The organism is Nesterenkonia sp. YGD6, assembly GCF_022565895.1.
Classification (GTDB): Bacteria; Actinomycetota; Actinomycetes; order Actinomycetales; family Micrococcaceae; genus Nesterenkonia.
The window spans coordinates 25,047-47,540 of record NZ_JAJOYY010000001.1; the positions used below are offsets into that span (position 1 = coordinate 25,047).

A 22,494-nucleotide genomic window follows, 5' to 3' on the forward strand; every position below is an offset into this window, starting at 1 on the left:
AGACCCTACCGGCCCGACTCAGCGTTCGGACATCACGACATCCGCACCCAGGTCGTTGAGCTTGTCCATGAAGTGCTCGTAGCCGCGGTTGATGACTTCGATGCCGGTGACGGTGGAGGTGCCCTTCGCGGCCAGCGCCGCGATCAGGTGGGAGAAGCCGCCGCGCAGGTCCGGGACGTCGATCTCGGCACCGGTGAGCTCCACCGGTCCGGAGATCACGGCGGAGTGCAGGAAGTTGCGCTGCCCGAAGCGGCAGGGGCTTGAGCCCAGGCACTCCCGGTGCAGCTGGATGGAGGCGCCCATCCGCTGCAGCGCCTCGGTGAAGCCGAACCGGTTCTCATAGACGGTCTCGTGCACGATCGAGACGCCGTGGGCCTGGGTCAGCGCGACCACCAGCGGCTGCTGCCAGTCGGTCATGAATCCCGGGTGCACGTCGGTCTCGAGCACCAGCGGCTTCAGGGCGTGGCCTGCGTGCCAGAAGCGGATGCCGTCGTCGTCCACGGCGAACTCGCCGCCGATCTTGCGGTAGGTGTTCAGGAAGGCCATCAGGTCACGCTGGGCGGCGCCCTTGACGTAGATGTCGCCCTGGGTGACCAGTGCGGCCGAGGCCCAGGAGGCGGTCTCGTTGCGGTCGGTGATCGCGCGGTGGCGGTAGCCGGAGAGCCGGTCCACGCCTTCGATACGGATGGTGCGGTCGGTGTAGACCGTGATGATCGCGCCCATCTGCTGCAGGATCGCGATCAGGTCGTGGATCTCCGGCTCCACTGCGGCGTTCTCGAGCTCGGTGATGCCCTCGGCGAGCACCGCGGTGAGCAGCACCTGCTCGGTGGCTCCCACGGAGGGGTAGGGCAGGGTCAGCTTCGCGCCCTTGAGCCCGCGCGGCGCGGAGATGTGGATGCCGGTGGGAGATTTGTCGACGACGGCGCCGAAGTTGCGCAGCACCTCGAGGTGGTAGTCGATCGGGCGGTCACCGATCCGGCAGCCGCCGAGGTCGGGGATGAACGCCTCGCCGTGCTGGTGCATGAGCGGACCGCAGAAGAGGATCGGGATGCGGGAGTCCCCGGCATAGGCGTCGATCTCGGAGTGCGCGGCGCTGTAGGAGTCGCGCGGGTCGAGCGTGAGGTCATTGGTGACCGGGTCGGCGTCGACCTTGACGCCGTGGATCTGGAGCAGATTGGTGACGATCTCGACGTCTTTGATCGCCGGGACGTTGCGCAGCTGCGAGGGCTCGCTGCCCAGCAGCGCGGCCACCATGGCCTTCGGCACGAGGTTCTTTGCGCCACGGACGTGGACGGAACCCTCGAGTGGCTTTCCACCTTGGACGGTGAGCAGCTTGGCCATTGGACTGGATGTCCCTTCTTCGACAAACGTGGAATGTAGCTTTGCCACTGTAACCACATCCGCTGGGGTCCCTTCCCAGTTCCGCCGGTGGCGGAGGCAACAATTCGGTCAAGCCCGAGCCCCCGCAGGGTGGAATCAGGCGAGGTCAGACCTTTACTGGCAGGGTTTTCGGCTTGAATCCGGGCCGTGTCTCCTCGAAGGCCAACACGTGCGACTCTTCGCGCAATGTGAGCGAGATATCGTCGAGTCCCTCGAGCAGCCGCCAGCGGGTGTAGTTGTCGATCTCGAAGGTGGTGTCCACCGAGCCGCAGCGCACGGTGCGGTTCACCAGGTCCACGGTGATCTCGGTGCCGGGGTTGTTCTCCAGCTCCTTCCAGATGAGCTCCACGTCGGGCTGGGCCACCTTCGCGGCGAGCAGGCCCTGCTTGGCCGAGTTGCCGTAGAAGATGTCGGCGAAGCGCGAGGAGATCACGGCGCGGAAGCCGTAGTCCTTCAGCGCCCAGACGGCGTGCTCGCGGGAGGAGCCGGTGCCGAAGTCTGATCCGGCCACCAGCACCGAACCGTGCTTGTAGACGGGCTGGTTGAGCACGAAGTCCGGGCTCTTCCGCCAGGAGGAGAAGAGCGCATCTTCGAAGCCGGTCTTGGTGATCCGCTTCAGGTAGACCGCGGGGATGATCTGGTCGGTGTCCACATTCGACTGCTTCAGCGGGACGCCGATGCCGGTGTGCGTGGTGATGGGTTCCATGGTCACTTTCTCAGCAGTTCAGAGCGAGGCTCAGAGATGTCGGTGAGCGAGGCTCAGAGGTGTCGGTGAGCGAGGTTCAGGCGGGGACGAGGAGGTCGGCGGGCGCGGAGAGGGTGCCGCGGATCGCGGTGGCGGCGGCCACCACCGGGGAGACCAGGTGGGTCCGGCCGCCCTTGCCCTGCCGACCCTCGAAGTTGCGGTTCGAGGTGGAGGCGCAGCGCTCTCCGGGGGCCAGCTGGTCCGGGTTCATGCCCAGACACATCGAGCAGCCGGCGAAGCGCCATTCGGCGCCGAACTCCTTGAACACCTTGTCCAGGCCCTCGGCTTCGGCCTGCAGCCGGACCTTCGCGGAGCCCGGGACCACGATCATCCGAATCTCGGGGTCCTTCTCGCGGCCGGCCAGGACCTCCGCGGCGGCACGAAGATCCTCCATCCGGGAGTTGGTGCAGGAGCCCAGGAAGACGGTGTCCACCCGGATGTCCTTCATCCGGGTGCCCGGTTCCAGGTCCATGTAGGTCAGCGCGCGTTCGGCGGACTCGCGGGCGACGTCGTCGGTGAAGTCGGTGGGGGCCGGGACCGCGCCGTTGAGGCTCACGCCCTGGCCCGGGTTGGTGCCCCAGGTGACGAAGGGGTCCAGGGTGTCGGCGTCGAGGATCACCTCGGCGTCGAAGACGGCGCCGTCATCGGTGGGCAGCGACTCCCAGTATTCGACGGCCGAGTCCCAGTCCTCGCCCTGCGGGGCGTGCGGGCGATCCTTGATGAACTCGAAGGTGGTCTGATCCGGGGCGATCATCCCGGCCCGGGCGCCGGCCTCGATGGACATGTTGCAGATGGTCATCCGCGCGTCCATGGAGAGCTCCTCGATGGCGCTGCCGCGGTATTCGAGCACGTAGCCCTGTCCGCCGCCGGTGCCGATCTCGGCGATGACCGCCAGGATGATGTCCTTGGAGCTGACTCCGGGGCGCAGCGAGCCGTTGACGGTGATCGCCATGGTCTTGAACGGCTTCAGCGGCAGGGTCTGGGTGGCCAGGACATGTTCGACCTCGGAGGTGCCGATGCCCATCGCCAGGGCGCCGAAGGCCCCGTGGGTGGAGGTGTGGGAGTCACCGCAGACCACGGTCATGCCGGGCTGGGTGAGTCCGAGCTGGGGGCCCACCACGTGGACGATCCCCTGGTCGGCGTCGCCCAGGGAGTGGATCCGGACGCCGAACTCCTCGGCGTTCGCGCGCAGCGTGTCCACCTGTTTCCGCGAGATCGGGTCCGCGATCGGCTTGTCGATCTCCAGCGTGGGGGTGTTGTGGTCCTCGGTGGCGATGGTCAGATCCGGGCGACGGACCGGACGGCCGGCCAGGCGCAGACCCTCGAAGGCCTGCGGGCTGGTCACCTCGTGGACCAGGTGCAGGTCGATGTAGAGAAGGTCCGGGGACCGCTGACCGTCTGACTCCTTGCCGGGGACGACGACGTGGTCGCGCCAGACCTTTTCAGGCAACGTGAGTGGCTTGTTCGCCATGGGATCCTCCTGATTGGCTCACTCTCTACAGAACCACCATTGGACGGCGGCTTCTATACCCCCACGCACAGGTCTCATTATCTGAGATCGCGTGGGCGATTACCAGTATCATGAGCACATGCCAGCTTTGCCCTATTCCCCCCGGCCCGGTGAGCAGTACTCGCCCCAGACCTCCCGTGCCGCCGCCTCCGCGGCCGGCGGCACCGGTCCGCGCCGGATGGTGGCGCAGAAGCTGCCCCCGGCAGACGCTGCCGGCACGACTCCGCCCACGCTGCCTGCGGATCCGCCGCGGCCGCTGCACTCCCCCTCCGGGATCGGGGTGGTGGACAAGTCGGTGATGATCATGGACGCCCTGGAAGCCGGTCCGGCCTCGCTGGCCCAGCTGGTGGAATGCACCGGACTTGCCCGGCCCACCGTGCACCGGCTGGCCAGCGCGCTGGTCCATCACCGCTTCCTCAGCCGCGACGTGCGTGGACGCTATGTGATCGGGTCCCGGCTCGCCGAGCTGGCCTCGGCCGCCGGCGATGACCGGCTGGTCACCGCGGCGGGCCCGATCCTGCTGCGGCTGCGCGACGCCACCGGCGAGAGCTCCCAGCTCTATCGCCGGCAGGGCGACGCCCGGGTCTGTGTGGCCTCCGCGGAGCGGCCGATCGGGCTGCGCGACTCGATCCCGGTGGGCACCCAGCTCTCGATGAAGGCCGGCTCCGCCGCCCAGGTGCTGCTGGCCTGGGAGGACCACGAGCGCCTGGTCGAGGGCCTGCAGGGCGCCCGCTTCACCCCCACGGTGCTCGCCGGAGTGCGACGACGCGGCTGGGGCGAGTCCCTCGGGGAGCGCGAGGCCGGGGTCGCCTCGGTCTCAGCCCCGGTGCGCGGACCCTCGGGACGGGTGCTCGCTGCGGTGTCGATCTCGGGACCGATCGAGCGACTGACCCGCCAGCCCGGACGGCAGTACGCCGGCGTCGTCGTGCAGGCGGCGCATCAGCTCACCGAGCTGGTGCGCAAGAACCCCGACGCCGCCGAACACGGGCTGGGAGAGCAGTAGCCCAGGCACAACGACCGAGGCACGCCCACCTGGAGGCATTTCCCAGGAATCTCGGTCCCGCCTTTATGATGAGGGCGTGATTGAGAATATAAGCGTCATCGGAACTGGCTACCTCGGCGCCACCCATGCGGCATGCATGGCAGAGCTGGGCTATAACGTCCTCGGTGTGGACATCGACCCGGAGAAGATCGATTCGCTCTCCCGCGGCGAACTTCCCTTCCATGAACCCGGCCTGCCGGAGCTCATCCGCAAGCACGTGGATTCGGGTCGACTGCGCTTCACCACCGATCTCGAAGAGGTCGGCGCCTGGGGCGACGTGCACTTCATCGCCGTGGGCACCCCGCAGCAGGCCGGCGGCACCGGCGCGGACATGACCTTCGTCAACGCCGCCACCAGCTCGCTGGCAAGGGCGATCAAGAAGGACGCGCTGATCGTGGGCAAGTCCACCGTCCCGGTGGGCACCGCCCGGCGGCTGGCCGCCCTGGTCGAGGAAGAGTCCGCCGAGGGTGTGCGCGTGACCCTCGCCTGGAACCCCGAGTTCCTGCGTGAAGGCTTCGCCGTCGAAGACACGCTGCGTCCCGACCGGCTGGTCGTGGGCACCGCCGATGAGGCCGACGAGGCCGTGCTGCGCGAGGTCTACTCCGAGGCGCTGAGCCGGGAGACCCCCTGGATCACCACCGACTTCGAGACCGCCGAGCTGGTCAAGGTCGCCGCGAACGCGTTCCTGGCCACCAAGATCTCCTTCATCAACGCCTTCGCCGAGGTCACCGAGACCGTGGGCGGCAACATCACCACCCTGGCCGACGCGATCGGCCACGACACCCGCATCGGGCGCAAGTTCCTCAACGCCGGCGTCGGCTTCGGCGGCGGCTGCCTGCCCAAGGACATCCGCGCCCTGCAGACCCGCGTGGGCGAGCTCGGCCTGGACCACACCATGCGCTTCCTGGATGAGATGGACCAGATCAACCTGCGCCGCCGCGACAAGGTGGTCACCCTCGCCGAGCAGATCCTCGACGCTGACCTCACCGGCAAGCGCATCGCGGTGCTGGGTGTGGCGTTCAAGCCGCTCTCCGACGACGTCCGCGACTCCCCCGGTCTGGATGTGGCCGTCCGGCTGTTCAGCTCCGGCGCCGACGTCGCCGTCTATGACCCGGAGAGCAACCGCAATGCGGCCAAGCGCTTCCCGCGCCTGGGCTACGTGGACTCGCTCATCGAGGCTGTCACCGGCGCGGACCTGGTGGTCCTGACCACCGAGTGGAACGAGTTCAAGGCGCTCACCCCCAGCGACCTCGAGCCCCTGGTGGCGCAGAAGCAGTTCATCGACGCGCGCAATGTGCTCAGCGCCGAAGAATGGGAAGGCGCCGGCTGGCGCTTCGCCCAGCTGGGTCGGATCTTCAACGACGCCTGAACGAATCCCAGCCACGATCACCGATGGCGCCCGTGAGGACCACCTCGCGGGCGCCATCGGCGTCTGATCCGGCTTCTTCGCCCGCCTCGGGGGTCTCTGCGACGTCCAGGATCTCGCCGATCCTCAGGAAGCCTGCCGGAAGCGTCACGTCTGCGGGGAAGCTGGCGAGCAGCTCGTAGTCCTCTCCCCCGGCGGCGGCCCAGCGCAGCACCTGCGCGTGCGCCTGCGTCGCCGAGAGTCCCAGAGCCTCTGCAGCCGGGAGCAGAGCAGCAGCCTGCTCAGCCAGGGCGGTCTCGTCCAGGAGCACCCGCACGGCGGAGGCTCGGGCGATCCGTCCGGCGTCGCGCAGCAGTCCGTCGGAGAGGTCCATGCCGGCGGTGGCCCCGGCGACCAGGGCCTGGGCGCCGGTGGTCAGGCGCGGTGCGGGAGCGATCTGGGCGTCGCGCAGCCGGGAGAGCCGCGGCTCGGCACAGGGGTGGCCGGCTTCGAGCAGCGCCAATCCTGCCGCGGCCGCGCCCAGGGGGCCCGAGACGGCGAGCTGGTCTCCCGGTCGGGCGCCGGTGCGGCGCAGCGGCGCCCGGCCGGCAGGCAGCCGCCCGACGGCGGTCAGGGTCACCGAGATGCCGGGGCCCGTGCCGAGGTCGCCGCCGGCGATGTGGCAGTGTCGCGCGCCTTCGCGGCGCGTCGCCTCGGCGAGTCCGCGGTAGAACCCGCGCACCCAGTCCAGCGGTGTGGCTTCGGGCAGCGTCAGGCTGACCAGGAGGGCGATGGGGGTCGCCGCCATGGCGTTGAGGTCGGAGAGGTTCTGTGCGGCGGCCTTGAGCCCGACGGCTCGGCCCATCGGGGCGCCCTGATCCGGCGCGGTCCACCAGCTCGCGCGGAAGTCCTGGTCCTGACTCAGGGTGTCAGTGGTGAGCGCGATGCGGGCGGGTGCCCCGTCGTCGGGGAGCTCCAGCACCGCCGCGTCGTCACCGGAGGCCAGGGCAAGCGCGGCCAGGTCGGTCTCGCGGCTGTGGAGGTCGCCGAGCTCCTGAAGGATGACGGCGAGGACCGCGTCCTCACCGGACTCCCCCACGCTCAGCGCGTCAGGGTCATTCAACATCAGGGGCACTCAACATCAGGATCGCTGGCGCGCGGACTCATTCTGCATGGGAATCATTCTGCATCAGGGTCACGGGACATCCGGGAGCTCAGCCGCCAGGACCGCAACACCCGCATCGTCGCGGATCTCCAGGCGCTCCACGTCCTCACGCAGCACCGCCCAGCCCATCCGACACTCGAGGGGCACCTCGGTACCGAGGAATGACGCTGACTCGATCTCCTGCCCATCCGCGGCCACCAGTGCCACGGTGAAGGAGCCCTCGCCGGTGAGCCCATCGATCTCCACGACCGCCTCGGTGCCCCGGTCACGGGCGATCAGCACCCCGTCAACCTCAATGCCTCGGTCGCCGAACCGCAGCGGCTCCAGAGAGCCGGGAGGGACCGGCGGGGCCTCCTCATGCCGGGAACCCAGGCCGCGGCGCAGCGCGGTGCGGAACTCGCGCAGCGCGCTCAGCTCCTCAGCAAGCTGCGGGTCCTGTGCGCACATCGCGTCCAGCTCCTGCTGCTCGGCCGCGCTGAGCTCATCTGCGAGGGCGGCGCCCAGCAGCTCGGCCCCCCGCTGGGATGTTGGACCGGAACGCCTCGCGGGGCTCTGCTTGGACGCCGGATCAGATTCGGGCTCGGCAATCGAGCCCGCCTGGAGACGCCCCGCTGGATTCAGCCGGGGGTCGGCGTCGTCGTGATGTTCACTCATGCCCCACCTTCATGTCTTCATCATCGCGCGGCGCAGGACGCCCGCCCCTCATGCAATTCGCCCCGCCAGTTTATCCAGCTCGACAGACGTCTCTCATTCCTCATCCGGGCCTTCGACCAGTCAATCCACGGTCGAAGAGTCCGGCTCTACAATACACAGCGTCCTCTGTGTCGAAAACCCTCAGACAAAAGATAGGTTCAATTACCGTCAATGCCAAGGCGACCTGCTTCCTACTACTTAGTGCCGAGTCGAAATTAGGTATACCGAGTTCCCGAAGAGGTCGCGACGAGCACCGATTCTCAGTGAGACATTCATCACTCTCGAATCGAGGCGGGGAGCATATGGGACAACCCCATCGTGTTCGCTGTGCCGGTGGACGCTTCCGGTGGACACCGACACAGCGAGGTGAAAGGGTCAGCCGATGGACATGACCCAATTCTGGGACGGGTGGGATCCCATCATCCACACCGTCATCACACTCACCGCAGGCTACATAGCCCTGCTCATCATTCTCCGACTCTCCGGCCCGCGGACGATGGCGTCGATGACGCCGCTGGACTTCATCGTGGCGGTCACCATCGGCTCGGCGTTCGGTCGTACCCTCACCGCGGTCGATGTGCCGCTGAGCCAGGCGATACTCACGGTGCTGCTGCTGGTGCTGCTGCAGTGGCTCATGGCCTGGATGCGCGGCCGCTCCCCGAAGATGCGCCGGATCCTGGACGCGCCCCCGGTGCTGATCTACTACCAGGGCAAGTTCCAGCGCAAGGCGCTGCGCAAGCACCAGCTGGTCGAGGACGACATCCACACCGCGGTGCGCTCCTCCTCCCGCGGCTCCCTGAAGGAGGTCTCGGCGGTGATCCTGGAGCAGAACGGCGGCCTGGTGGTCATCGGCGACGCCGAGCTCGACGACTCCTCCTCGGTGCTGAAGTTCACCGGCGAGGCCGAAGACGACTGACCCACTCCTCCCACGTCGAGGGGCGGATTCTCCGAGCACTCTGGGCCGAATAGGCCCATGAGATGCACGGAGAATCCGCCCCTCAATGCGTGGTCCAGGACCACGCATACAAAAGCGCTCTGCGCCCGTTCCGTCAGGAAGCGGGCGCAGAGCGCAGAGCGTGAAGCTTACTCGTCAGGCGTGTGACTTCTGGTTGCGAAGTGAGCGAGCGACGAGGATGGCACCGCCGACGAGCAGCAGTGCTGCGCCGCCGACCAGGATGCCGATCGAGCCCGGGCCGGTGGCGGCGAGCTCGTCGCCGGCGCCGGCTGCGTCTGCGCCGGAGGCGTCGGTGCCTGCTGCGTCGGCGCCGTCTGTGCCGGCGCCGTTGACGCCGGTGTTGGCTGCATCGGTACCGGTGCCGGCAGTATCAGTGCCGGAATCGTCGGTGCCTGCAATGGTGATGGTGACCGTGTCGGTCAGGCCGCTCTCGGCGCCGGTGGCGGTGAGCTCGTAGGAGCCCGAGGCGTCGCTGTTGAAGGTGAGCTCAGCGGAGACGTCGCCGTTCGGGCCGGCGGTCTTGGTGACATCAGTGCTGGAGACTGCACCGACAGAGGCGAGGCTCTGGGTGTTGCCGTTGATGCCGGTCAGCACGATGTTGACGTCCTCACCCGCGATGAAGATCGGGCTGAAGACCACGGTGATGGGCGTGTTGATCGAAACCGTGATGCTGTCAGGCGTCGGGGTCGGTGCGTAGGCCATGGCGGGGGCCGGGGCGAGAGCCACAAACCCGACGATGCCGGCGACTGAAAGGGTCTTTGCGAAGGTCTTCTTCATGGGGTCTACCTCAAAGCTGCAGGAATATTGGTTTAAAGCAATCTCCGTGAAGAGTCGCCCGGCATCTCCCGCTCCCGGTCTTGCTGGGGCTGAGTGACACCATTCAATCTACGGTTCGTCACCGGTGAAATGCAAATTTCTCAGGGATACACACCCGATATCTGCTCTATCCAAAGGAAAAGATAACACGCTCGTCATCTGCCGTACGCCTCAGGCGCTGACTGCCGAAGAGAAACGGTCAGTTCAGCATTCCGGCTCGACGTCGACGTCGGTCAACACGGGGGTCGAAACGACATCCAACTGGTCCCCGGTATTCGTCTGCGCCTGCACGTCGAGCGTGGCAGACTCCCCCGGCGCGAGGTCGGTGGTCCACTCGTAGACGTTGCGGCCGTCGTGCTGACCCGCGAGCTGCGCCTCACCGGCATCGCCGGTCAGTTCGGCCCCCTCGGGCAGGTAGACGTAGGCAAGCGTGCGATTGATGCCGCGTGGGACGCCGCTCTGGGTCTCCTCGCCTGACGTGCCGAGCAGGTAGTCGGGGTAGTCGCTGATGTCTTCTGGGGCGTCGTTGCGCAGGGTCACGCGCAGGGATGCCGTGGCGTCGCTGCACCAGGCGACGCTCGAGCCGGCTGCCATGTAGTAGTCGAGCTTCGCCCCGACGCCGTCGTTGAGATACACGCCGAACGCGGTGTTCTCGTCGTCGCTGACCGGCATTGCGCCTGACACGGAGGTGTCTTCGAGCAGCGCGCGCTCGTCTTCGTCGGCGCTCCACACCAGCAGGCGGCGCTCGTCGACGGCCCGGGTGATGGCCTGCACCGCGGTGACCGGGTCCACGTCGTCGCTGAGCAGGGCTTCGAACACGGCGTCGGCGGCGACACCGAAGAATACGTCCTGCTCGGCGGGGTCCTCGTATCGCAGGTAGGCCTCGTTGAGCAGCAGCTGCAGCGCGTTCTCGCTGGAGATCACGTCACCGGTGGGCAGTTCCAACGGGCCCGTGGCCTCCAACAGGTAGGAGAGCGTGACCGGGTCGATCGCGATCACTCCCGTCGGGTCGCCCCCTTGATCGGCCTTCCAGAATTCGCGGGCCACGTGCGCGGCCTCGGCGAAGTCGGGAATCATGGTGGGGTTCTGCATATAGCGGGCGGGCCGGTCGCCGAAGATCAGCTTGGTGTCGAACTCGAGGGGCGTGACAGCCTCCTCGCTGCTGAAACTGCGTCCGGGCAGCTGATCGCTGAACTCGATCTCCCCATCGGTCGCGGTGAGCTTGATGACCGATCCGATGATGCCGCCCTGGGATCGCCATTCGGCGCTGTTCTGCAGGAGCAGCAGGTGCTCGCGCTGTCCCTCGGCGCCGAGGAGCCCGGGCAGCAGCGAGGTCGCACGGGAGGTGCCTTCGAGCGTCGGCTCGATCTCAGCGAGCAGCTCATCGATCTGCGCAGTGCCGTCCCGCAGCGGACCGACGACGCCGGCTGGTTCGATCGTCGCGAGGCGGGCGCGAGCGTCGGTCACGGAGAGCAGCGCCGACTCGACCTGCGCGTTGAGCGCGCTCAGTCCGGCGACATCAACCTGGCCCTCGCGCGGCAGCAGCGCGTCCACCCCGTCACCGGCCTCGGCCGCGGTGGCAAGCCCGTCGCTGGCGAGATCGTCGAGCGTCTCGGTGAGCGTGCGTGTGGCGGTGAACTGCGGGCCCACCCACGGCACGCCCTCGGCGAGCCTCCACGCAGGCCCGGACGTGTTGCTGCGTGCGGCGGCCAGCTCGTTCTGCAGCTCGTCGACCTGCGACGTGTCGCCGGCGAGCACGGACTGCATGTCAAGTCCTGCAGCCACCTGCTGGGCGCGCTCGATGTGCGGCAGCGCGCGGACGGCACCGACTCCGGCCCAGGCGAGCACGACCACGAACCCGAGCGCGAGCGTGGTGACCAGCGCGAGCACGATCCGTCCGGCGGAGACCCGTGTTGTTGCGCCTCTGCGCCGATGCTGTCGCTTCCTGACCATGGGGGCCATCCTATGGCAATCCACAGGCTCGCCCTGTCGGCCGAATGATCAGTCGTGGCACGCGGGCGGACCCGCGGCCACGCCCGCGTCTCTCAGGTAGGTTTAGCCGGGTGAAGTCCCCAAACAGCGCCGTCGAGACGGATCGCACCACCAGCCGCATCGAACCGCCCACCCCAGAGCACGTCACGCCCGTCGCGGTGAAGCACGCTTCTTCCGCTGAGCGGCGGGCCCGCGGGACACGGACCTGGCTCGAGGGCAGCCGGACGGCACGCGCCTGGAACGGCACGGTTCTCGCCTACACCGCGGTCGCCGTCGGCGCGGCCCTGGTGCTCTCGGTGGCTGCCCGGACCCAGCTGGAAGCTCCGCTCGGGCCGGTGCTGTCGTCCCTGTTGCTGTGGATCGGCATGGCCGTGCCCGTGGTCATCGCCATTGCCCGCTCCCGTCCCCGCGGCCTCTTTCGCTTCCGGTGGACCGACATCCTGTGGGGTCTCGGCCTCGGCGTCCTGCTGCGCATCGTGCAGGGGTGGCTCGAGGTGGCCGCCGGCAGTCCTGGTGGGCTGCCCTCCTACCCGACCCTCAACGGCGACCTCAGCATCAACGCGACGTGGCTGCTCCTCGGCCTGTTCGCCCCCGTGCTGATCTTGCCGCTGGTGGAGGAGTTCCTCTTCCGCGGCGTGGTGCTGGTGTCCGTGTACCGCATGGCCCGACGCGGCGTGGAGGCCGGCCTGCTCGCCATCCTCGCCTCCACCGCTGCCTTCGTGGCGCTTCATGCCGTCAACGGGATGAACCGCTGGGACGAACCGGTCTATCTCGCGCTCGTCGGTCTGACCTGCGGCATGCTCGTGCTCTTCACCGGTCGGATCTGGGGCGCCGTGCTGGTTCACATGGTGTTCAACGGCATGTGGGTCGCGCTCGCCCTGACCGGGACCGCACTGGCGTAGCCGCCGGCGGCCGAGACCGGCGGAGGAGACCCGCGGAGGAGACCCGCAGGGAATTCGGCCACCATCAGCTCGCCGGACGACAACCGGAGAGACGCATAATGCCCGCCCCCTCAAGGGACGGGCATTGCGATGAGAAATTCCTCAGCCTCCGCTGCTCAGACACCGGGTCTGCGCTGCGGAGCCGTGGTGACCCCAGCGGGATTCGAACCCGCGTTACCGCCGTGAGAGGGCAGCGTACTAGGCCGCTATACGATGGGGCCTTATCAATTTGTGCCTCCCGCGCGGCGGGAGGGTCCTGCATTGTGGAATGTAGGTCCCCCGCGCTCCGAGGAGCGTGGGGGACATACGGCCGTGACCCCAGCGGGATTCGAACCCGCGTTACCGCCGTGAGAGGGCAGCGTACTAGGCCGCTATACGATGGGGCCGTATTCCATAGCTGTGGCCCCCGTCGCCGAGGGCCGATCCTGCTGTGATAGAGACCATATAAGCGTCTCCGCTGGGCTACTAGGACTCGAACCTAGAACGACGGTACCAGAAACCGCTGTGTTGCCAATTACACCATAGCCCAATATTCGCTTGTCAACGCCGTCGCAGCGGCCATATTTCCGCGCCGAGCAACGGGAATCAACTATACACACTGGTGGCGCCCAAGCACAAAATGAGCCCGGCGCCACCGGTGAGTGGAACAGATCAGCCGCGTGCGGCGACGAGCTCCCGGAACCGGCGCAGCCGGCTCAGCGAGGACTCGCGTCCCAGCAGCTCCATGGATTCGAACAATGGCGGGGAGACCCGACGTCCGGAGATCGCCGAGCGCACCGAGCCGAAGGCCTTGCGCGGTTTGAGCTCGAGCCCCTCCAGCAGCGCCTCGCGCAGCGCAGCCTCGATCACCTCGGTGCTCCACCGGGCGTCCTCGATGTCGCTGAGCGCCGCGATGGAGGCGTCCAGGGTCTCGAAGACCTGATCTCCGAGCCCGCTGAAGGCCTTGTCCTCGATGGCGAGGTCGGCGTCGTCGGTGAAGAGGAACGCCATCATGTCCGCACCCTCGTCCAGCAGCGCGATGCGCTCCTGCACCAGGGGCGCCGCGCCGTCCAGCAGAGCGGCCTGTCCCGGCGCCAGCTGCTCCCCCAGCAGGCCCCTGGCCTGCAGGTAGGGCACCAGGCGGTCGCGGAAGTCTGCGGCCTGGAGGCGACGGATGTGGGTGCCGTTGATGGCCTCGGCCTTCTTCACGTCGAAGCGTGCGGGGTTGGCCAGCACGTCGGCGATGTCGAAGTGCTCGATGAGCTGCTCCACGGTGAAGATGTCCTCATCGGCCGAGAGCGACCAGCCCAGCAGCGCCAGGTAGTTCAGCAGACCCTCAGGGATGAAGCCGCGGTCGCGGTGGTGGAAGAGGTTCGACTCCGGGTCCCGCTTGGAGAGCTTCTTGCTGCCCTCCCCCATCACGTAGGGCAGGTGACCGAAGACCGGCATGTGCTTGGCCACGCCGATCGCGTGCAGCGCCCGGTAGAGCGCCACCTGGCGCGGGGTGGAGGAGAGCAGGTCTTCGCCGCGCAGCACGTGGGTGATCTCCATGGCGGCGTCGTCCACCGGGTTGACCAGGGTGTAGAGCGGCTGGCCGTTGGCGCGGGCCACCACGAAGTCAGGCGTGGACCCGGCGCCGAAGGTGATCTCGCCGCGCACGACGTCGGTGAAGGTGATGTCCTCCTCGGGCATCCGGAAGCGCAGCACCGGTTCGCGGCCCTCGGCACGGAAGGCGTCGATCTGCTCCTGGCTCAGCGTCCGGTCGAAGCCGTCGTAGCCCAGCTTCGGGTCCCGTCCGGCGGCCTGGTGGCGTGCCTCGACCTCCTCCGGGGTGGAGAAGGCCTCGTAGATGAATCCCGCCTGCAGCAGCTGGCTGAGCACCTCGGCGTAGAAGTCACCGCGCTGGGACTGCCGGTAGGGGGCGTGCGGGCCGCCGGTCTCGGCGCCCTCGTCCCAGTCGATCCCGAGCCAGCGCAGCGCCTCGAGCAGCTGCTGGTAGGACTCCTCGGAGTCCCGGGCGGTATCGGTGTCCTCGATCCGGAAGATCATCTTGCCGCCGGTGTGCCGGGCGTAGGCCCAGTTGAACAGGGCGGTGCGGATCAGCCCGACGTGCGGGGTGCCGGTGGGCGAGGGGCAGAAGCGGACCCGGACCTGCGTGCTCGGGTCGACGGCGGGGATCTCGGTGGACGGTGCAGCAGAAGTGACAGTCATGTGTGGAATCAGTTCCTGAAGTGGTTGACGAGAGTGCCGATGCCTTCGATGTCCGCCTCGAAGCGGTCTCCGGCGCCGAGCAGCCCGACGCCGGCCGGGGTGCCGGTGAGGATGACGTCACCGGGGAGCAGGGTGAAGGCCTGGGAGATGTAGGCGATGAGCTCGGCCACGCCGAAGATCATCTCGGAGGTGGAGCCGTCCTGGACGGTCTCGCCGTTGAGCCGTCCGGAGATCCGCAGGCCCTCGGGCTCGAGGTCGGTCTCGATCCAGGGGCCCAGCGGGGTGGAGCCGTCGAAGCCCTTGGCGCGGGCCCACTGGCCGTCGGTGCGCTGTGCATCGCGGGCGGTGAGATCGTTGGCGACCGTGTAGCCGAAGATGACTTCCTGGACCCGATCCACCGGCACGTCCTTGCAGATGCGCCCGATGACGACGGCGAGCTCGGTCTCGTAGCTGATCTCCTCAGAGAAGGAGGGCAGCGTGACCGGCTCGTTGGGGCCCACCACGGCGGTGTTGGGGATCAGGAACAGCAGCGGCGAGACCGGGATCTCTCCGCCCATCTCCTTGACGTGGTCGGCGTAGTTGCGACCCACTCCGATCACCTTCGAGCGCGGGATGATCGGGGCGACCAGCCGCACGTCTTCGAGGCGGTGGGTGGTCTCGGTCTGCTGGATCCCTTGATAGAACGGGTCTCCGTTGAGCCCGATGATGGTTTCTTCGCCCTCTTCCCCGGTGACAAGACCGTAGGAGGGTTCGGCGTCCGTGACAAAACGAGCAATGCGCATGGGCCAACTCTATCGCCCACGCGCATTGCACGTTCCGCAGTGGTCCGTTCTCCAGCGGCTCAGGCGAGGCGGTGCATCCAGTCGTGGCGATCCTGGACCGTGCCGGTCTGGATGCCCAGCAGCTCCTCGCGGATCGAGAGGGTGACCGCTCCGGTGCCGGCGGAGGCGATGCTGCGCTCCCCGTCCAGCAGCTCCCCGATGGGGGTGATGACCGCGGCGGTGCCGCAGGCGAAGGCTTCGGTGATGCTGCCGTCGGTGATGCCGGCGTCCCACTCCTCCAGGGTGACCTGCCGCTCCTGGACCTCCATGCCGCAGTCCTTGGCCAGCTGGATCACCGAGGCGCGGGTGATGCCCTCCAGGATCGTGCCGGTCAGCGCGGGGGTGATGAGCTTGTTGTCGGCGGTCACCAGGAAGACGTTCATGCCGCCGAGCTCCTCGATGGCGTTCTCGCGCAGCGGGTCCAGGAAGAGCACCTGATCGCAGCCCTTGGCGGTGGCCTGCTGCTGGGCGGCCAGAGAGCCGGCGTAGTTGCCGCCGGTCTTGGCCGCGCCGGTTCCGCCGGGGGCGGCGCGGATGTAGTCGCGGGAGACCCAGATGCGCACCGGCTTGAGCTCGCCGCCGAAGTAGTTTCCGGCCGGAGACGCGATGACCCGGTAGGAGACCGCGTTGGCAGGCCGGACGCCGAGGAACGCCTCGGAGGCGAACATGAAGGGCCGCAGGTAGAGCGCCTCGCCGTCGCCGTCGGGGACCCAGTCCTTGTCGGTCTGGACCAGCTCCTCCAGAGATTCGATGAAGAGCTCCTCGGGGAGCTCGGGCAGCGCCATCCGCACGGCCGAGCGGTTGAGCCGTCGGGCGTTCTCCCACGGGCGGAAGGTGTAGATCCCCCCGTCGGCGTGCCGGTAGGCCTTCATCCCTTCGAAGACCTCCTGGGCGTAGTGCAGCACCGCCGCCGCCGGGTCCAGCGAGATGGGGCCATAGGGCTCCACCCGGGCGTTGCCCCAGCCACCCTCCGACGTCCAGTCGATCACCGAGGTGTGGTCGGTGAAGTTCGTCCCGAAGCCCGGGTTCGCCAGGATCTGCTGCAGCCGCTCGGGCGAGGTGGGCGTCGGGTGGGGGGTGTGATGGAACGTCATGGTGACCTTTCAGATGTGCACGAGCGGGTGCGCGCTGCGAGTGAGTCTCGTGCCCTACTCTACGAGACTCGCTCCCCCGGCCGCCCAGCACGGTTCGACTGGACAGCCGGGCTCAGCGGGTCGGGCCCGGTTCAGCTGACGGGCGCGGTGCGGCCGGACAGGCGCGCCACGAAGGCGTCGCCGCGCTGGCTGGTGTTCAGCCCGGAGATCCCGTCCTGCGCCCACTGGCTCAGCTGCGCGTGGACCGCGGTCTCCACCCGGGCCGCGGCTTCGCTCAGACCCAGGTGATCGAGCATCAGCGCCGCGGAGAGCACCGCCGCGGTGGGGTCGGCGATCGCCTTGCCGGCGATGTCCGGGGCGGAGCCGTGCACCGGTTCGAACATCGACGGCGCGGTGCCGGCGGTGTTGATCGAGGCCGAGGCGGCCAGGCCGATGCCGCCGGTGACGGCCGGGGCCAGGTCGGTGAGGATGTCGCCGAAGAGGTTGTCGGTGACGATCACGTCGAAGCGCTGCGGGTTGTTGACCATGTGGATGGTGGCGGCGTCGACGTGCATGTAGTCCCAGCGCACGTCCGGGAAGGACTCGGCGACGGCCGCCGTCGTCCGGGTCCAGAGGTCGCCGGAGTAGGTCAGCACGTTGTTCTTGTGCACCAGGGTCAGGTGCTTGTCCCGGGCCTGGGCGCGGACGAAGGCGTCCTGGACCACGCGGCGCACGCCGTAGGCGGTGTTGACCGAGACCTCGGTGGCGATCTCCGCGTCGGTGCCGCGGCGCAGCAGCCCGCCGTTGCCGGCGTAGGGACCCTCGGTGCCCTCGCGGACGACGACGAAGTCGATCGGGTTCTCCTCGTCCACGCCGCGCAGCGGGGACACGACCCCGGGGTAGGAGCGGGTGGGGCGCAGGTTCACGCAGTGGTCGAGGTTGAAGCGCAGTCCCAGCAGCAGCTCACGCTCGATGATCCCGGAGGGCACCCGGGTGTCCAGCGGGTCGGCGCCCACCGCACCGAAGAGGATCGCGTCGTGCCCGCGCAGGGCCTGCAGCGTCTCTTGGGTGAGGGTCTCTCCGGTGGTGAGCCAGTGCTCGGCGCCCAGGGAGTACTCGGTGTAGGTGAACTCGGCGCCCTCCGGGGCCAGCGCGGCGTCGAGCACCTTCCGGGCCTCCGCGACCACCTCGGGTCCGATGCCGTCGCCGCCGATTACTGCGATGTCAAATGTGTTCTGAGCCATAGCGTCACTCTATGTGCTGGGTCCCGGCAGGACGACAGGGTCGGCGCAGCCTCTCAGCATCTGAGATCAGGCCCGCACCGTGGAGCTGCTGCCCGCAGGGCGGTGATCTCCCCTGCTCAGTCGGTCTTCTCCTCGTGGCGAGGGAAGATCGGCGTGGGCTTGGCCAGCACGGTGCCGGGGAGAAGCTCGGTGTGGAAGGCTTCGAAGCTGCGCGGGCCCGCACCGGAGGCGTTGGTCCGTCCGGCGTCGCCGGCGGCCGCGACGTTCAGCGCGTCCAGGAGCCTGCTGGCGGACTCCGGCATGACCGGCTGCGCGAGCAGCGCGACCTTGCGCACCACCTCGGCGGTCACGAAGAGCACCGTGTTCATCCGGGAGAGGTCGGTCTTCTTGAGCTTCCAGGGCTCCTGCTCGGCGAAGTAGGCGTTGGCCTCCCCGAGGACGAACCAGGTCCGCTCCAGGGCGCGGTGGAAGTCCTGCATGTCATAGGCCTCGCGGCTGATCTCCAGCAGCTCATCGGCCTGGGCCAGGATCCGGCGGTCAGCGGCGGTGCGCTCACCCGGCTGCGGGATCATCTCGTCACAGTTCTTGGCGATCATCGACAGCGAGCGCTGGGCGAGGTTGCCCAGATTGTTCGCCAGATCGGAGTTCTTCCGGCCCAGCACGGCCTCATGGGTGTACGAGCCGTCCTGGCCGAAGGGGAACTCGCGCAGCAGGAAGAACCGCACGGCGTCGAGCCCGTATTCGGCGACCCAGTCGGCGGGGGCCACCACGTTGCCCACGGACTTGGACATCTTCTCCCCGGCGTTGTGCAGGAAGCCGTGGATCATCACCCGCTTCGGCAGCTCGAGCTGCGCGCTCATCAGGAACGCCGGCCAGAAGATGCAGTGGAAGCGGGAGATGTCCTTGCCGATGACGTGGACGTCGGCGGGCCAGAACTTGGCGAAGCTCTCGGACTCGGTGTCGGGGAAGCCGACGCCGGTGAGGTAGTTGGTCAGCGCGTCCACCCAGACATACATCACGTGGTCCAGGCCGGTCTCGGGCGCGGTGAGGTCCTTCGGCACCGGGACGCCCCAGTCGAAGGTGGTCCGGGAGATCGAGAGGTCGTCCAGACCCGACTCCACGAACCGGATGACCTCGTTGAAGCGGGTGCGCGGTCCGCCGAAGTCGGGGTTGTCCCGGTAGAAGTCGAGCAGCGGCTGCTGGTACTTCGAAAGCCTGAAGAAGTACGACTCCTCCTCGGTCCAGGTCACCGGGGTGCCGGTCTCGGTGGCGTAGCGCTCGCCGTCGGCGCGGACCTCGGTCTCGTCGGCGGTGAAGAACCGCTCGTCGCGCACCGAGTACCAGCCGGCGTACTTGTCCAGGTAGATGTCCCCGGCCTCGACCATGCGTCGCCAGATGGCGGTCGACGCGGCGTAGTGATCCTCGTCAGTGGTGCGGATGAAGCGGTCGTAGGAGACGCCCAGGACGTCGTCGTCGACGCGCTTGAACTCCGCCGAGTTCCTGGTGGCCAGCTCGCGCGGAGAGATGCCCTCCTTCTCCGCGGACTGCTGCATCTTCTGCCCGTGCTCATCGGTGCCGGTGAGGAAGTAGGTCTCGTGTCCGTCGAGGCGCTTGAAGCGCGCCATCGCGTCGGAGGCGATGTACTCATAGGCGTGGCCGATATGCGGCGTCCCATTGGGATAGGAGATCGCAGTGGTGATGTAGAACGGGGGCTTGGAAGAAGTCACCCTAGGAATTTACCCCACGCGGTTGCCCGGTGAAGATCCCGGTGCAGGACTCGGTCCTCGAGACCTGCACCGAGACCTGCACCGGATCAGCGCTGGGCTCAGTCCTCGAGGTCGACCTCGGCGGCCAGATTGGCCTGGACCTCGGAGTTGATCGCGTCCAGCACCCCGGCGGGCAGCGCGGCGTCGATGGCCAGCACTGCCAGCGCGCGGCCCTCCTTGGTGTTCTGCGAGACCTGCATCCCGGCGATGTTGACCTGGTGCTCCCCCAGGATCCGGCCCAGGGCGCCGACGACGCCGGGGCGGTCGGCGTATTCGAGCACCACCAGGTGCTCGGTGAGCGCGATCTCCAGGTCGTAGCCGTTGATCCCGACGATCTTCTGGATCTGCTTGGGTCCGGTGAGGGTGCCGCGGACCTCCAGGTTGGTCCCGGAGCTGGTGGCGCCGCGCACGGTGAGCGCGTTGCGGTAGTCCTCGACCTCGGTGGTGGTGGTCAGCCGGGTGGAGATCCCGCGCTGCTCGGCGAGCACCGGGGCGTTGACGTAGGAGACCTGCTCCGAGACGACGTCGGTGAACAGGCCCTTCAGGGCGGCGAGCTGCAGCGCCGAGACGTTGAGCTCGGCGATCTCGCCGGCGGCCTCGGTCTCGATATCGGTGAAGGCCTCGGTGGCCAGGGCGTTGAGGATCCGGCCGAGCTTCTCGATCAGCGGGATCCCGGGACGGACCAGCTCGTCGATGGCGCCGCCGGCGACGTTGACCGCGTCGGGGACCAGCTCGCCGGCCAGGGCCAGGCGCACGGACTTCGCCACGGAGACGCCGGCCTTCTCCTGGGCCTCGGCGGTGGAGGCGCCCAGGTGTGGGGTGACCACCACGTTGTCGCGGGTGAAGAAGGGCAGGTCGGTGGAGGGCTCGGTGGCGAAAACGTCGACGGCGGCGCCGCCGATGGCACCCTCGGCCAGGGCCTGCTCCAGGTCGGCCTCGTCGATCAGACCGCCGCGGGCGACGTTGACCACGAACGCGGTGTCCTTCATCTTCGCGAAGGCCTCGGTGTTGAGCATGTTCAGGGTCTCGGGGGTCTTCGGCATGTGGATGGTGATCACGTCGGACTTCGCGTAGAGCTCATCCAGGGTGACCAGCTGGGCGCCGAGCTGGTGGGCCCGGGCGGAGGTCACGTAGGGGTCGTAGGCGATGACCTCCATGTCGAAGGCCTTCATCCGCTCGGCCACGAGTCCGCCGATGCGGCCCAGGCCGATCACGCCGAGGGTCTTCTCCGCGAGCTCCATGCCGGAGTACTTCGAGCGCTTCCACCCGCCGTCGCGCAGCGACTGGTGCGCCGGGGAGATGTGTCGGGCCAGGCCCAGGATGTGGGCGCAGGTGAGCTCCGCGGCGGAGGTGATGTTCGAGGTCGGGGCGTTCACGACCATCACACCGGCCGCGGTGGCGGCCTTGATGTCGACATTGTCCAGACCCACGCCTGCCCGGGCGACGACCTTCAGCTGCTTGGCGTGGGAGAGCACCTCGGCGTCGACCTGGGTGGCCGAGCGCACCATGATGGCGTCGGCGTCCGCGAGATCGGCGAAGAGCCGCTCCCGGTCGGTGCCGTCAGACTGGCGGATCTCAAAGTCCGGTCCCAGCGCATCGACGGTGGCGGGTGAGAGTTCTTCGGCAAGTACGACGACGGGGCGGTGAGTGCTCACAATGTCCTTCTTCTGCTCGGGGCGCTTCTAGGGATGGCTTCGTGATGGGTGGTGCACGCGAAGACGGTGAGCGGGGCGGGCCGCCATGACCCGCCCCGCTCACCGTGTCAGCTCATCGAGCGGTCGTGCCCTCGGTGTAGTCATCATCCTGCGGGATCCAGGAGAAGAGCTTGCGCAGCTCGCGTCCGGTGGACTCGATCGGGTGCGACTCGTTCTTCTTGCGGAGCTCGTTGAACTCCTTGCCGCCGTCGCGCTGGTCATCCATGAAGCGCTTCGCGAAGGCTCCGGACTGGATGTCGGCGAGGACTGCCTTCATGTTCTCCTTGACCTCCGGGGAGATCACGCGGGGGCCGGAGACGTAGTCGCCGAACTCTGCGGTGTCGGAGATGGACCAGCGCTGCTTGGTCAGCCCGCCCTCGACCATCAGGTCCACGATCAGCTTGAGCTCGTGGAGCACCTCGAAGTAGGCGATCTCGGGCTTGTAGCCGGCCTCGGTGAGGGTCTCGAAGCCGTACTGCACCAGCTGGGAGGCGCCGCCGCAGAGGACTGCCTGCTCGCCGAAGAGGTCGGTCTCGGTCTCTTCGGTGAAGGTGGTCTCGATGACGCCGGCGCGGGTGCCGCCGATGCCCTTGGCGTAGGCCAGCGCGATCGACTTGGCCTGGCCGGAGGGGTCCTGCTCCACGGCGATCAGGGCGGGCACGCCGCGGCCGGCCTCGTACTCGCGGCGGACCACGTGGCCCGGTCCCTTCGGAGCGACCATCGCGACGCCGACCTCGGTGGGCGCCTCGATGTAGCCGAAGCGGATGTTGAAGCCGTGGGAGAACAGCAGCACGTTGCCGGGCACCAGGTGCGGGGCGATCTCGGCGGAGTAGACCGCGGCCTGGTGCTGGTCCGGGACCAGGATCATGATGACGTCGGCCTCGGCGGATGCCTCGGCCACGGTCTTCACGGTCAGGCCCTGCTCCTCGGCCTTGGCCTTGGAGCTGGAGTCGGCCTTCAGACCGACGACGACGTCGACGCCTGAGTCGCGCAGGGACAGCGCGTGGGCATGGCCCTGCGATCCGTAGCCGATGACAGCGACCTTCTTGCCGCTGAGCACGGACAGGTCGGCGTCGTCGTCGTAATAGAGATCAGTCACAGTGAGGGCTCCTCATGGTGGGG

The 22,494-nt window shown here is 68.1% G+C and carries 18 protein-coding genes and 3 tRNA genes; 4 read left to right on the plus strand and 17 right to left on the minus strand.

All coding sequences use genetic code 11. The features are described from left to right. Nucleotides 1-18 precede the first annotated feature (18 nt). The 3 genes from murA to leuC all read right to left on the minus strand — a co-directional run bounded on the left by murA (nt 19) and on the right by leuC (nt 3,596). Nucleotides 19-1,341, minus strand: a complete 1,323-nt coding sequence (gene murA / locus LTI14_RS00125) for a UDP-N-acetylglucosamine 1-carboxyvinyltransferase (protein WP_241464391.1) — start codon at nt 1,339-1,341, stop codon at nt 19-21. A gap of 145 nt (nt 1,342-1,486) precedes the next feature. Continuing rightward, nucleotides 1,487-2,086 (minus strand): 3-isopropylmalate dehydratase small subunit, encoded by a 600-nt coding sequence (gene leuD, locus LTI14_RS00130; RefSeq protein ID WP_241464390.1) that lies wholly within the window; start codon nt 2,084-2,086, stop codon nt 1,487-1,489. Between the two features lie 76 nt (nt 2,087-2,162). After that, nucleotides 2,163-3,596: a 3-isopropylmalate dehydratase large subunit gene (gene leuC / locus LTI14_RS00135; protein ID WP_241475141.1), complete on the minus strand. Its 1,434-nt coding sequence runs from the start codon at nt 3,594-3,596 to the stop codon at nt 2,163-2,165. 118 nt (nt 3,597-3,714) lie between these two features. Between leuC and LTI14_RS00140 the strand changes: the two genes are divergently transcribed. Together LTI14_RS00140 and LTI14_RS00145 are read left to right on the plus strand one after the other, a co-directional pair. Next, on the plus strand, nt 3,715-4,638 hold the full coding sequence (locus tag LTI14_RS00140; RefSeq protein ID WP_370644373.1) for an IclR family transcriptional regulator: 924 nt from the start codon (nt 3,715-3,717) through the stop codon (nt 4,636-4,638). Between the two features lie 76 nt (nt 4,639-4,714). Next, the gene (locus tag LTI14_RS00145; RefSeq protein ID WP_342357701.1) at nt 4,715-6,046 is read left to right on the plus strand and encodes a UDP-glucose dehydrogenase family protein; all 1,332 of its coding nucleotides are present in this window, start codon (nt 4,715-4,717) and stop codon (nt 6,044-6,046) included. Here LTI14_RS00145 and thiL read toward each other — a convergent pair. Both thiL and LTI14_RS00155 read right to left on the minus strand, forming a co-directional pair. Further along, nucleotides 6,033-7,148, minus strand: coding sequence for a thiamine-phosphate kinase (gene thiL, locus LTI14_RS00150; RefSeq protein WP_241475143.1), 1,116 nt, complete (start codon nt 7,146-7,148; stop codon nt 6,033-6,035). The genes LTI14_RS00145 and thiL overlap by 14 nt on opposite strands. Before the next feature lie 69 nt (nt 7,149-7,217). Further along, complete coding sequence (locus tag LTI14_RS00155; RefSeq protein WP_241475145.1) at nt 7,218-7,841, minus strand: hypothetical protein; 624 nt, start codon at nt 7,839-7,841, stop codon at nt 7,218-7,220. Between the two features lie 421 nt (nt 7,842-8,262). Here LTI14_RS00155 and LTI14_RS00160 point away from each other — a divergent pair, with 421 nt between their 5' ends. Further along, on the plus strand, nt 8,263-8,796 hold the full coding sequence (locus tag LTI14_RS00160; RefSeq protein ID WP_241464386.1) for a DUF421 domain-containing protein: 534 nt from the start codon (nt 8,263-8,265) through the stop codon (nt 8,794-8,796). Nucleotides 8,797-8,970: 174 nt separating this feature from the next. On the opposite strand, the gene LTI14_RS00165 is transcribed toward LTI14_RS00160, so the two are convergent. Continuing rightward, complete coding sequence (locus tag LTI14_RS00165; protein WP_241475147.1) at nt 8,971-9,612, minus strand: hypothetical protein; 642 nt, start codon at nt 9,610-9,612, stop codon at nt 8,971-8,973. Nucleotides 9,613-9,855: 243 nt separating this feature from the next. Then, entirely contained in the window at nt 9,856-11,604 is a 1,749-nt protein-coding gene (locus LTI14_RS00170; RefSeq protein ID WP_241475156.1) for a DUF4012 domain-containing protein, read from the minus strand. A 110-nt stretch (nt 11,605-11,714) separates the two neighbouring features. Between LTI14_RS00170 and LTI14_RS13160 the strand changes: the two genes are divergently transcribed. Next, nucleotides 11,715-12,545 (plus strand): CPBP family intramembrane glutamic endopeptidase, encoded by an 831-nt coding sequence (locus LTI14_RS13160; RefSeq protein WP_241464383.1) that lies wholly within the window; start codon nt 11,715-11,717, stop codon nt 12,543-12,545. A 184-nt stretch (nt 12,546-12,729) separates the two neighbouring features. Here LTI14_RS13160 and LTI14_RS00180 read toward each other — a convergent pair. The 10 genes from LTI14_RS00180 to ilvC form a co-directional block, all read right to left on the minus strand. Beyond that, a tRNA-Glu gene (locus LTI14_RS00180) sits at nt 12,730-12,805 on the minus strand. A gap of 92 nt (nt 12,806-12,897) precedes the next feature. Beyond that, nucleotides 12,898-12,970 (minus strand) — tRNA-Glu (locus LTI14_RS00185). Between the two features lie 71 nt (nt 12,971-13,041). Beyond that, nucleotides 13,042-13,113 (minus strand) — tRNA-Gln (locus tag LTI14_RS00190). Between the two features lie 122 nt (nt 13,114-13,235). After that, entirely contained in the window at nt 13,236-14,774 is a 1,539-nt protein-coding gene (gene gltX, locus LTI14_RS00195; RefSeq protein ID WP_241464382.1) for a glutamate--tRNA ligase, read from the minus strand. A gap of 8 nt (nt 14,775-14,782) precedes the next feature. Further along, nucleotides 14,783-15,556 carry a fumarylacetoacetate hydrolase family protein gene (locus LTI14_RS00200; protein WP_241464381.1) on the minus strand — a complete coding sequence of 258 codons (774 nt, stop codon included), beginning with the start codon at nt 15,554-15,556 and terminating at the stop codon, nt 14,783-14,785. Nucleotides 15,557-15,615: 59 nt separating this feature from the next. Continuing rightward, entirely contained in the window at nt 15,616-16,689 is a 1,074-nt protein-coding gene (locus tag LTI14_RS00205; protein WP_241475158.1) for a branched-chain amino acid aminotransferase, read from the minus strand. A gap of 131 nt (nt 16,690-16,820) precedes the next feature. Further along, nucleotides 16,821-17,912 (minus strand): 3-isopropylmalate dehydrogenase, encoded by a 1,092-nt coding sequence (locus tag LTI14_RS00210; protein ID WP_241475160.1) that lies wholly within the window; start codon nt 17,910-17,912, stop codon nt 16,821-16,823. A gap of 116 nt (nt 17,913-18,028) precedes the next feature. After that, a complete protein-coding gene (gene metG, locus LTI14_RS00215) occupies nt 18,029-19,639 on the minus strand; it encodes a methionine--tRNA ligase (protein ID WP_241475167.1) in 1,611 nt (536 codons plus the stop codon). Between the two features lie 98 nt (nt 19,640-19,737). Continuing rightward, nucleotides 19,738-21,333, minus strand: a complete 1,596-nt coding sequence (serA, locus tag LTI14_RS00220; protein ID WP_241475169.1) for a phosphoglycerate dehydrogenase — start codon at nt 21,331-21,333, stop codon at nt 19,738-19,740. A gap of 112 nt (nt 21,334-21,445) precedes the next feature. After that, nucleotides 21,446-22,471: a ketol-acid reductoisomerase gene (gene ilvC, locus LTI14_RS00225; RefSeq protein WP_241464376.1), complete on the minus strand. Its 1,026-nt coding sequence runs from the start codon at nt 22,469-22,471 to the stop codon at nt 21,446-21,448. Between the last annotated feature and the right edge of the window lie 23 nt (nt 22,472-22,494).

What these genes read in the sequence shown, in the direction of transcription:
- LTI14_RS00140 (WP_370644373.1), top strand. Translation starts at nt 3,715, where the DNA reads ATGCCAGCTTTGCCCTATTCCCCCCGGCCCGGTGAGCAGTACTCGCCC.
- LTI14_RS00160 (WP_241464386.1), top strand. Translation starts at nt 8,263, where the DNA reads ATGGACATGACCCAATTCTGGGACGGGTGGGATCCCATCATCCACACC.
- thiL (WP_241475143.1), bottom strand. Translation starts at nt 7,148, where the DNA reads ATGTTGAATGACCCTGACGCGCTGAGCGTGGGGGAGTCCGGTGAGGAC.
- LTI14_RS00165 (WP_241475147.1), bottom strand. Translation starts at nt 9,612, where the DNA reads ATGAAGAAGACCTTCGCAAAGACCCTTTCAGTCGCCGGCATCGTCGGG.
- LTI14_RS00170 (WP_241475156.1), bottom strand. Translation starts at nt 11,604, where the DNA reads ATGGTCAGGAAGCGACAGCATCGGCGCAGAGGCGCAACAACACGGGTC.
- murA (WP_241464391.1), bottom strand. Translation starts at nt 1,341, where the DNA reads ATGGCCAAGCTGCTCACCGTCCAAGGTGGAAAGCCACTCGAGGGTTCC.
- LTI14_RS00205 (WP_241475158.1), bottom strand. Translation starts at nt 16,689, where the DNA reads ATGACGTTCCATCACACCCCCCACCCGACGCCCACCTCGCCCGAGCGG.
- LTI14_RS00210 (WP_241475160.1), bottom strand. Translation starts at nt 17,912, where the DNA reads ATGGCTCAGAACACATTTGACATCGCAGTAATCGGCGGCGACGGCATC.
- leuD (WP_241464390.1), bottom strand. Translation starts at nt 2,086, where the DNA reads ATGGAACCCATCACCACGCACACCGGCATCGGCGTCCCGCTGAAGCAG.
- leuC (WP_241475141.1), bottom strand. Translation starts at nt 3,596, where the DNA reads ATGGCGAACAAGCCACTCACGTTGCCTGAAAAGGTCTGGCGCGACCAC.
- LTI14_RS00200 (WP_241464381.1), bottom strand. Translation starts at nt 15,556, where the DNA reads ATGCGCATTGCTCGTTTTGTCACGGACGCCGAACCCTCCTACGGTCTT.
- gltX (WP_241464382.1), bottom strand. Translation starts at nt 14,774, where the DNA reads ATGACTGTCACTTCTGCTGCACCGTCCACCGAGATCCCCGCCGTCGAC.
- LTI14_RS00155 (WP_241475145.1), bottom strand. Translation starts at nt 7,841, where the DNA reads ATGAGTGAACATCACGACGACGCCGACCCCCGGCTGAATCCAGCGGGG.